This is a genomic window from Mesorhizobium sp. M8A.F.Ca.ET.208.01.1.1 (genome assembly GCF_004791315.1).
Lineage (GTDB): Bacteria > Pseudomonadota > Alphaproteobacteria > Rhizobiales > Rhizobiaceae > Mesorhizobium.
This window is the reverse complement of sequence record NZ_SRUT01000206.1, coordinates 1-327: the sequence shown is the minus strand read 5'-3', so window position 1 is coordinate 327 and position 327 is coordinate 1. Positions and strand designations below refer to the sequence as shown.

Below are 327 nucleotides of genomic sequence, written 5' to 3'. Positions count from 1 at the left end.
CCGCCACAACCGGCGCGCCACCCATGCCGACGCCGTGGTCGGCGAGCGTCTCCGCGCGCTGCACAGCGGCGAGAACCCGCCGCGCGTGCGCCGCATGATCGAGCGTCCGACCACCGCGGGCACGACGCTTGTCTCGCCGAAAGGCCCGATCGATCACTGATCTTCTGGCCGATCAGTGGCCCGTGATGCTGTCGGCCAGGGCGGCAAGCTTCGAGGTGTGCGCGAGCCCCGCCGCCTCGCGCTGGTCGGCGATGCGGTAGAGCTGGTACATCGAGTGGACGCCGAGCCAGCGGAAGGGTTCCGGCTCCCAGGGCCGGACCTTGCGGT

At 71.6% G+C, this 327-nt stretch carries 1 protein-coding gene and 1 pseudogene; one reads left to right on the top strand and one right to left on the bottom strand.

The annotated features are described in order from the left end of the window. Positions 1–160 (top strand): MFS transporter (locus EN851_RS34945; RefSeq protein ID WP_189587353.1); only part of this gene is annotated, 160 nt, incomplete at its 5' end. Between the two features lie 12 nt (positions 161–172). On the opposite strand, the pseudogene EN851_RS37555 reads toward EN851_RS34945, so the two are convergent. Further along, positions 173–327, bottom strand: a pseudogene (locus EN851_RS37555) (FAD-dependent oxidoreductase); the annotation flags it as partial.